Source organism: Rhizobium sp. UBA1881 (genome assembly GCF_002338015.1).
Classification (GTDB): Bacteria; Pseudomonadota; Alphaproteobacteria; order Rhizobiales; family Rhizobiaceae; genus Rhizobium.
The window spans coordinates 1-8,017 of record NZ_DDHH01000188.1; the positions used below are offsets into that span (position 1 = coordinate 1).

The window sequence follows — 8,017 nt, forward strand, 5'->3', positions numbered from 1 at the left end:
ACCAACATGAAGCGGACGCTGTTACATTCGCCTCAGGCACACCGTATCTATGCGGAATGGTTTACGCTGCGCGCCGAACTGGCTTCGATCAGCGACCGGCCGATCTGGATCTTCTCGCACGCGATTTCGAAGGCCTGCAACTCGAAGATCGCAATCACTTTTTTTCGCCGCGCGCTGATCAATAACGGCTTTGATCCGGATACCCTCGAACTTAGCGAGGAAGAGATTTTGCTCGACGCGTTCGGCAAGGCGATTGTCGCCGATTCCAACGCCATCCCGAGCGAGATCTGGACGCAGCTCAAGCGTCGCTACGACGCGAAGACGCTGGTCGATCTCGTTGCTTTCGCGGGCATTATGATCGCGACCGCCGTATTCAACAATGTCGTTGAAGTCGAATTCGATCCGGAGCTGGAAGCGTTCGCCGAGCGCGTTTCTCGATAGAGAAGCCATTGCTTCATCAATAATATCAATATCGTTCAGTGTTTTTTTCGACTTTCTTGTCAAGCTCACTTGCGACGAAGACGGCGTGCTCGGTGATCTGCGGCAGACCCATTAGTTCACCGAAGCTGCCGCGTGCCAAGGGGCCCGAGATCAGCAATGTCGGATCCGGTTGGTCATCGCCCGCCAGTGCCTCGCATGACAGGTTGCAGGCAATGCCGAGCCCGGTCGGATCAAGCCGCAGGTGGCCGAGATCGCGTAGCTTCATCAACCACGACTGACTGTTCAGAATACCGCCATGGGCCGGGCCCGTGGTAACGACCACCGCGTCATAAACCCGTTCCAACACAGCGGCGTTGCGCTGTCGCAGCACGACATTGATCTCCTCGCCCTGGCGACCGATACTGGTAATGGACGCGGGCAGCACTTCCATCCGGCCGTTGGCGAGCGCCTCGTCAAGCACCTCTTCCACCTGTGGCGCAATGCGGAAGCGGTGCGCGTCCCAGAAGGGTCGAAGGTGGCGAACGATCCGGCGGCGCTCCGACACCGGTAGTGCCCGCCAAATCATATGCCCATGACCACGCACCTGATCGAGTACGGCATGCCATGTGTGACCCGCCTGCTCGGCTTCGCGGATGGTGCGGCGCACGAGGCGCAAGAGCTGCGTGGCACTCTCAAAGGGAACTGTCTCGAAGGCGCCAAACGGATCCTGTGCGATTGCTGGATGACCTCGCGATCTCAATCCTCGTCGAGAGATCGACGTCACCGGGCCGCGATGGCCGGTGCTTGCAAGTGACGCGACGACATCTGCCGCCGTCAGCCCGTTGCCGACAACGAGGAGACGATCCTCGGAGCTGATCGCGTCTAGCGCGCCCGGCACGGTGGTATCGGCGACGAATTTCGGATGGCCGGCAAGCGTCATCACTGCCGATGGGGGAGATGGCGAGGGGTGACTTGTCGCGATCACCAGATAGTCGGCGAAAGTCTGGCCGCCCTGGCTGTCTGAAAGACGCCAGAAAGCGCCGTCGCGCTCGACGTCGGTGACAAGTGCCCGTCGGTGCCTGACGGCCCCGGTTTCGACAAGCGGCCGCAAGGCTGATGCAACATAGCGCCCAAACAGCGCTCGGCGAGGAAAGACGGCCCCATCGACACGACGGGCAGCGGGATCGTCGGCAATCGCGTCGTTGAGCTCGATCCATTCGAGGAAATCTGTGGGATGCTCGGGCAGAAGGCTCATCCTGGCCGCGGGCACATTGATGCGGTGTGCGGGGTCGTTCGTGTCATAGGCAAGTCCGCGGCCGAGTTCGGCGCGCGGCTCGAATACAGTAATGGCAGGGGGGTGATCCCGCCCCGCAAGCGCCAGGTGGTAAGCGACACCCGCGCCCGAAACGCCGCCGCCGATAATGGCGACAAGCGGCCGACGGCGAGCGCCGTTTAGCGCCGCCGGGGAAGGAAAGGTATCGTCGTCATTCACGGTCTGCTGTCCATTTCGGTCTGTCTTGCGGCATCGATCGCAATCTAGGCATCGTCCATGCATCTGGCAACGCTGGCCGAGAGCAAGGCTCGGCCAGCTTACCCGATCCGCGCGAAGCGGAGATGACCTGCTACGATTGCTAGCTCTTCCCCTTCCACGGCACCAGCACGGCTTCAAGGATGCGGATGGCGGCGCTGAAGGAAAAAGCACAGGCGGCGATGATGCCGATGCCAACGAAGACGACGTCTGTCGCCAGAAACTGCGAAGCTGACATGATCATGTAGCCGATACCTCTGGTCGATGCGATCAATTCGGCGGCCACCAGGGTGCCCCAGCCGATGCCGAGCGCGATCCTGAGACCTGTCAGGATTTCCGGCAGCGCCGAAGGCAAGACAATGCTGATCAAAATGTGCCAGGGGCGTGCGCCCAGCGTGCGCGCGGCGTTGACGCGCTCGATCGGCAAGGAGCGGACACCGGCCTGTGCCGAGAGGCAGATCGGCGCAAACATGGCGAGCACCAATAGCGTCACCTTGGAGGTCTCGCCGATGCCGAGCCAGATGATCATCAGCGGCAGATAGGCCAGCGGCGGCAGTGGCCAGTAAAATTCGATGGGCGTATCCAAAACGCCCTTGACCCAGCGGTTCAACCCCATCAGCAGGCCGACGGGAATGCCGACAATGGTGGCAATGGCGGCGGCGGTGACAATGCGAAAAAGGCTTGCGGAGACATGCTCGTAAAGCGAGGCGCCGGCATAACCATCGTTGTAGATAGCACCAACCTGCGTCCAGACCTCCTGCGGTGTCGGCAAGAAGAGATGCGGCACCAGCGCCAGTTTTGCGACGAGCCACCAGGCACCGAGAAGCACAAGCGCGGTTGCAATGCTGATCAGCACAGTCGGCCTGTCGCCGGCGCCAAAGCCTTTCATCTTGACGAGCTTCGGATGTTCGGCAGGCGAGCCGATGACGACGCGGCCGGTTTCGGTGAAATCGCTCATTCAGCGGCACTCCTCAGCTCTTCCGACCCATGCAGGATGTCACGGATTTCTTCCCGCAGATTGGCAAATTCCGGCGATGTCTTAACCGCCCTGGCGTCACCGGTCTCGGCGAAGCGGCGCACGAAATCCAGATCGAAGCGGGCAACGATGCGGCCGGGGCGAGGCGACATCACCACTACCTGGGTACCGAGAAACAGCGCTTCCTCGATCGAGTGGGTGATAAAGAAGATGCGGGTATGCGTCTCTTTCCAGATCGAGACCAGTAGTTCCTGCATCTGCTCGCGGGTGAGGCTGTCGAGCGCGCCGAAGGGCTCGTCCATCAGGAGCACGGCTGGTTCGGTGGCGAGTGCTCTTGCGATACCGACGCGCTGGCGCATGCCGCCGGAGAGCTCATAGGGGAAGGCAGCCGCAAAATCCTTGAGGCCGACCAGGTGCAACAGTCGCTCGGCGCGTTCGCGGCGGACGCTCTTCGGCACGCCGGCGAATTTGAGGCCGAGGGCGACGTTGTCGATGACCGTCTTCCAGGGGAGCAGCGTATCCTTCTGGAACACGACGCCACGATCGGCACCGGGTGATGTCACGGGTCGCCCGTCGAGCGTGATCGTGCCCTCAGACAGTGGCAGGAAACCGGCAATGGCGTTGAGCAGCGTGGACTTGCCGCAGCCGGAAGCGCCGAGCGCCACAATGAGGCTGTTTTCGGGAATGGCGAGCGAGACGCGGTCGAGCGCATGGACCGTTTTGCCGTCTCGTGTCTTGAAGTAGACGCTCGCGTGATCGACTTTGAGCATGTCAGGTCTCTTTGAGAAGTAGGGACGCCGGCGCGGATCACGCCAGCGTCATTGCCGCGATAGTTTAGTTGCTCGGATTGCTGAGCGCGTCGGCGGTAACGAAGGCAGCGTAGCTCGGCAGCACTTCGCTGACCTTGCCCTGTTCCTTGAGGAAAGTGGCGGTGTCCTTGAGGATCTTGGCCGCACCAGCCTTTTCCCCGCCACCGAGCCATGCTTCGGAGGCCTGGACGTCCGGCGTCAGAAGCGTCAGGTTCTTCAGCGCCGCCGCTTGCTGTTCGGGCGTGCCGCCGAGCGCCTTGGCAAGCAGCTTGGCGTTTTCGCTGTCGGCCTCCCAGGCCTTCTTGTCCTTGGCGAAGGAGGCGTAATAGGTGTTGATGACACCCGCGAAGCCCTTCAGGAACTCGGGGTTTTCATCGGCGAATGTCGAGGCCGCGACCCAGGCCGAGAAGGTCGGCGCGCCCTTGTCGGCAACATCCTTGGAGGTGACCAGCACCTTACCCTTCTTCTTCAATTCGGTAAGCGCCGGATCCCAGACGAAGCCGCCATCGATGTCGCCGCGGTTGTAGCTGGCGACGATCTCGGGCTGCGGAATGGCGAAGACCTGCACGTCCTTCTCGCTGAGGCCGAGCGACTTGATCAGCGCCAGGAGCTGGTAGTGGTCGGTGGAGACGGGCGCTGCCGCGAGCTTCTTGCCCTTCAGGTCGTCGAGCGAGGAAATGCCCGAACCGTCGCGGACGACGAGCGCCTCGTCGATGCCCGAGATCGACGAGAGGTAGAAGGCCTTGACGGCGAGGCCGCGCGAGGTGGCAGCCGCGAACGGGCTGGAGCCGACATAGCCGACCTGCACGTCGCCGGAAGCGATTGCTGCGAAGATCTCTGCGCCCGAATTGAACTTGCGGAAGTCGATGTCATAGCCCGTCGCCTTGGCAAACTCGCCATTGGCGATGGCGACCGACGACGGCAATGCGTCCGTCTGGTAGGCAACGACGACCTTCTTGTCGGCTGCCTGTGCCAGGAACGGAGCGGCCACGACAGCCACGCCAAGTGTAAGTCCTGCGGTCAATCCTGCGATAAGACTCTTGATATTCATGTTTCGCCCCCAGATGCCGCGCCTTTGCGTCGGCTCAACTTGTTTCGACTGGAAAACACTACGGCGGCCCATGATCGGCACACAGATAAAACTATCTATTTTATAGACTATGCTGACAATATTGTTTTGCGCCTGATTTGGTGGGCGGACGTTTGCGGCTTGTCGTGAGAAGGCCGCGTCTGGCGTCCGTCAGGCGGCGTCGATCGTTATGACGTAGTAATCGGCTTGCCCATCGATTTTAAGTGGGGTGCCTGTTGCATCCTGCAGCAGCACCGTATCGCCCTCGCCAAGCGAGGCCTGGCCGTCCGTCCAAGTCAGTTTGAGTGTGCCGCGATGGCAAAAGACGAGCAGCGTGCCGGCCGCACCGGAAAATTTGACCTCGCCGTTGACTACAAGACGCTCGACCTGGTGTTGCGTGCCGCCACGCCGGGTCATGACATTGAGATCGGTAATCGGTCCGGATGTAAGCGTTGCCGAAACCGGCACATCGGCGGGGAAGGCGAGCGGGGCGCTCGTCTGCGTCAGAGCAACTGGCGCGCTGCCGCCGATTCCAAGCGACATTCCTTCGCCGTCGAGGATCGACAAGGTCCTGTCGATGCCGGGGAAGATCGAAAACGGTCCATCGGTTGCAACCGTTGCCATGCTGATGCGCCAATCGAACGATGAAAGTGCGGAGCCAGCAGGTGAAATCGCAATCTCCACCGTCTCCCCACCGCCGTTCTTCCACGGCATGCGGCGGTAGCGACTGGCAGCAAGGATTGTGGCACGGGTCATGCGATCTCCAGGGCTCGCGAGTGACGGACGCGCAGCGCCCAACAGCGGCAGGCTGATGTCTTCATTCAAAGTATATGAGGCCCGGGCGATAGGACACGCCCGGCACTGCGAGCAAGGGGATGAGACCGTGCTTCAAGAACCGGGCCTCGTTCTCGCTTGAGGCCCGGTTTTTGCATCGTCAGTTTCCGAGAATGCCCGGCAGACGCAGGCCCTTGTCCTTAGCGCAATCGATGGCGATGTCGTAGCCGGCGTCGGCGTGGCGCATGACGCCGGTCGCAGGATCGTTCCACAGCACGCGCTCAAGGCGCTTTGCCGCGTCGTCGGAGCCGTCGGCGCAGATGACTACGCCCGAATGCTGGCTGAAGCCCATGCCGACGCCGCCGCCGTGATGCAGCGAGACCCAGGTGGCGCCGGATGCGGTATTGAGGAGCGCATTGAGGAGCGGCCAGTCGGACACGGCGTCCGAACCGTCCTTCATCGCTTCGGTCTCGCGGTTCGGCGAGGCGACCGAGCCACTGTCGAGATGGTCGCGTCCGATGACGACGGGGGCCGAGAGTTCTCCGTTCTTGACCATCTCGTTGAAGGCCAGCGCCAAGCGGTGGCGATCACCGAGGCCGACCCAGCAAATGCGCGCCGGCAGGCCCTGGAAGGAGATGCGCTCACGCGCCATGTCGAGCCAGTTGTGCAGGTGCTTGTTGTCGGGCAGCAGCTCCTTCACCTTGGCGTCGGTCTTGTAGATATCTTCAGGGTCGCCCGAAAGGGCTGCCCAGCGGAATGGCCCGATGCCGCGGCAAAACAGTGGGCGGATATAGGCCGGCACGAAGCCCGGGAAGGCGAAAGCGTTTTCGAGACCCTCATCCTTGGCGACCTGGCGGATGTTGTTGCCGTAATCGAGCGTCGGCACGCCGGCATCCCAGAAGGCAACCATGGCTTCGACGTGCTTCTTCATCGAGGCGCGGGCGGCGGCCTCTACCGCCTTCGGATCGCTTTCCCGCTTGGCCTTGTGCTCAGCAACGGTCCAGCCGATCGGCAGATACCCATTGAGCGGGTCATGCGCAGAGGTCTGGTCGGTGACAATATCGGGACGCGGGCCGCCTGATTTCATGCGGGCCACGAGCTCGGGGAAAATTTGGGCGGCATTGCCGAGCAGGCCGACCGACTTGGCGTCACCCTTCGCCGTCCATTCGGCGATCATGGCAAGGGCCTCATCCAGCGATTTCGCCTTGGCGTCGACATAACGGGTGCGCAGGCGAAAATCGATGCGCGTCTCGTCGCTTTCGACTGCGAGGCAGCAGGCGCCGGCCATGACGGCTGCGAGCGGCTGCGCGCCGCCCATTCCACCGAGACCACCCGTCAGGATCCACTTGCCCTTGAGGTCGCCATTATAGTGCTGGCGGCCGGCTTCGACGAAGGTCTCGTAGGTGCCCTGTACGATCCCTTGAGTGCCGATATAGATCCACGAGCCGGCGGTCATCTGGCCGTACATGGCAAGACCCTTCTTATCCAGCTCGTTGAAATGATCCCAGGTCGCCCAGTGCGGCACGAGGTTGGAATTGGCGATCAAGACGCGCGGCGCGTCCTTGTGGGTGCGGAACACGCCGACCGGCTTGCCGGATTGAACAAGAAGCGTCTCTTCTTCCGTCAGTGTCTTCAGCGTTGCGATGATCTGGTCGAAATCGGCCCAGGTACGCGCTGCACGGCCGATGCCACCATAAACCACTAGCTCGTGCGGGTTTTCCGCCACGTCCGGGTCGAGGTTGTTCATAAGCATGCGCAGTGGCGCTTCGGTCATCCAGCTCTTTGCATTGAGCTCGGACCCGCGCGGGCTTCTGACATCGCGAATGTTGTGTCGTGGATTATTCATAATCAGTTCCCCATTGCTTTGAGTTCTTGGGCGACCGCTTCGATGCGGGAGAGAATAGTTCTCAGATGCGTCCTCAAGGCCGCCGCCTTCTCTTCGCCATAGGCGAAGGGCACGGCTTCGGTCTCGAGGTAGGCCGATTGGGCTATTTCCATCTGAATTGCATGAACACCAGTGGTCGGCTGACCATAGTGACGTGTCGTCCAGCCGCCCTTGAAGCGCCCGTTGACGATGCTGGTATAGCCAGCCGCATAACCAGCGATTTCGGCCGTCACGCGCTCGAACTCCACGGCGCAAGTCTTGCCCATGTCAGTGCCGATATTGAAGTCCGGGAGTTTGCCCTCGAATAGGAAAGGAATGTGCGAGCGGATCGAGTGGCAGTCATAGAGGATGGCGACGCCGTGAATTGCCTTCACCCGCTCGATTTCGGCCGCAAGGGCGGCATGATAGGGTGCGTGGAAATCGCGCAGGCGCTCGCCGATATCAGCCTCATCAGGTGCCTGGCCCTCCTTCCAGATCGAAAGGCCGTCGAAATCCGTCGCGGGCACCAGCCCGGTTGTATTCTGGCCGGGATAGAGACTTGTTCCCGATGGATCGC

The 8,017-nt window shown here is 61.6% G+C and carries 8 protein-coding genes; 1 reads left to right on the forward strand and 7 read right to left on the reverse strand.

What is annotated here, in order from left to right; genetic code table 11:
- On the forward strand, positions 1–441 hold a 441-nt coding region (locus B3605_RS22715; protein WP_296436129.1), incomplete at its 5' end, for a hypothetical protein.
- A gap of 25 nt (positions 442–466) precedes the next feature.
- Here the strand turns inward: B3605_RS22715 and B3605_RS22720 are convergent.
- The 7 genes from B3605_RS22720 to hutG all read right to left on the reverse strand — a co-directional run.
- Positions 467–1,912, reverse strand: a complete 1,446-nt coding sequence (locus B3605_RS22720; protein WP_296436132.1) for an FAD/NAD(P)-binding protein — start codon at positions 1,910–1,912, stop codon at positions 467–469.
- A gap of 139 nt (positions 1,913–2,051) precedes the next feature.
- Positions 2,052–2,906, reverse strand: a complete 855-nt coding sequence (locus B3605_RS22725) for an ABC transporter permease subunit (RefSeq protein ID WP_112941943.1) — start codon at positions 2,904–2,906, stop codon at positions 2,052–2,054.
- Entirely contained in the window at positions 2,903–3,694 is a 792-nt protein-coding gene (locus tag B3605_RS22730; RefSeq protein ID WP_112973556.1) for a taurine ABC transporter ATP-binding protein, read from the reverse strand. Before B3605_RS22730 ends, B3605_RS22725 begins: the two co-directional genes overlap by 4 nt.
- Before the next feature lie 64 nt (positions 3,695–3,758).
- Positions 3,759–4,784: a taurine ABC transporter substrate-binding protein gene (gene tauA, locus B3605_RS22735; RefSeq protein ID WP_296436135.1), complete on the reverse strand. Its 1,026-nt coding sequence runs from the start codon at positions 4,782–4,784 to the stop codon at positions 3,759–3,761.
- A 189-nt stretch (positions 4,785–4,973) separates the two neighbouring features.
- Positions 4,974–5,558 (reverse strand): HutD family protein, encoded by a 585-nt coding sequence (locus B3605_RS22740; protein WP_296436137.1) that lies wholly within the window; start codon positions 5,556–5,558, stop codon positions 4,974–4,976.
- Positions 5,559–5,736: 178 nt separating this feature from the next.
- Positions 5,737–7,422 carry a urocanate hydratase gene (gene hutU / locus B3605_RS22745; protein WP_296436139.1) on the reverse strand — a complete coding sequence of 562 codons (1,686 nt, stop codon included), beginning with the start codon at positions 7,420–7,422 and terminating at the stop codon, positions 5,737–5,739.
- 2 nt (positions 7,423–7,424) lie between these two features.
- On the reverse strand, positions 7,425–8,017 hold a 593-nt coding region (gene hutG, locus B3605_RS22750), incomplete at its 5' end, for an N-formylglutamate deformylase (protein WP_296436140.1).

What these genes read in the sequence shown, in the direction of transcription:
- B3605_RS22725 (WP_112941943.1), bottom strand. Translation starts at nt 2,906, where the DNA reads ATGAGCGATTTCACCGAAACCGGCCGCGTCGTCATCGGCTCGCCTGCC.
- B3605_RS22730 (WP_112973556.1), bottom strand. Translation starts at nt 3,694, where the DNA reads ATGCTCAAAGTCGATCACGCGAGCGTCTACTTCAAGACACGAGACGGC.
- tauA (WP_296436135.1), bottom strand. Translation starts at nt 4,784, where the DNA reads ATGAATATCAAGAGTCTTATCGCAGGATTGACCGCAGGACTTACACTT.
- B3605_RS22740 (WP_296436137.1), bottom strand. Translation starts at nt 5,558, where the DNA reads ATGACCCGTGCCACAATCCTTGCTGCCAGTCGCTACCGCCGCATGCCG.
- hutU (WP_296436139.1), bottom strand. Translation starts at nt 7,422, where the DNA reads ATGAATAATCCACGACACAACATTCGCGATGTCAGAAGCCCGCGCGGG.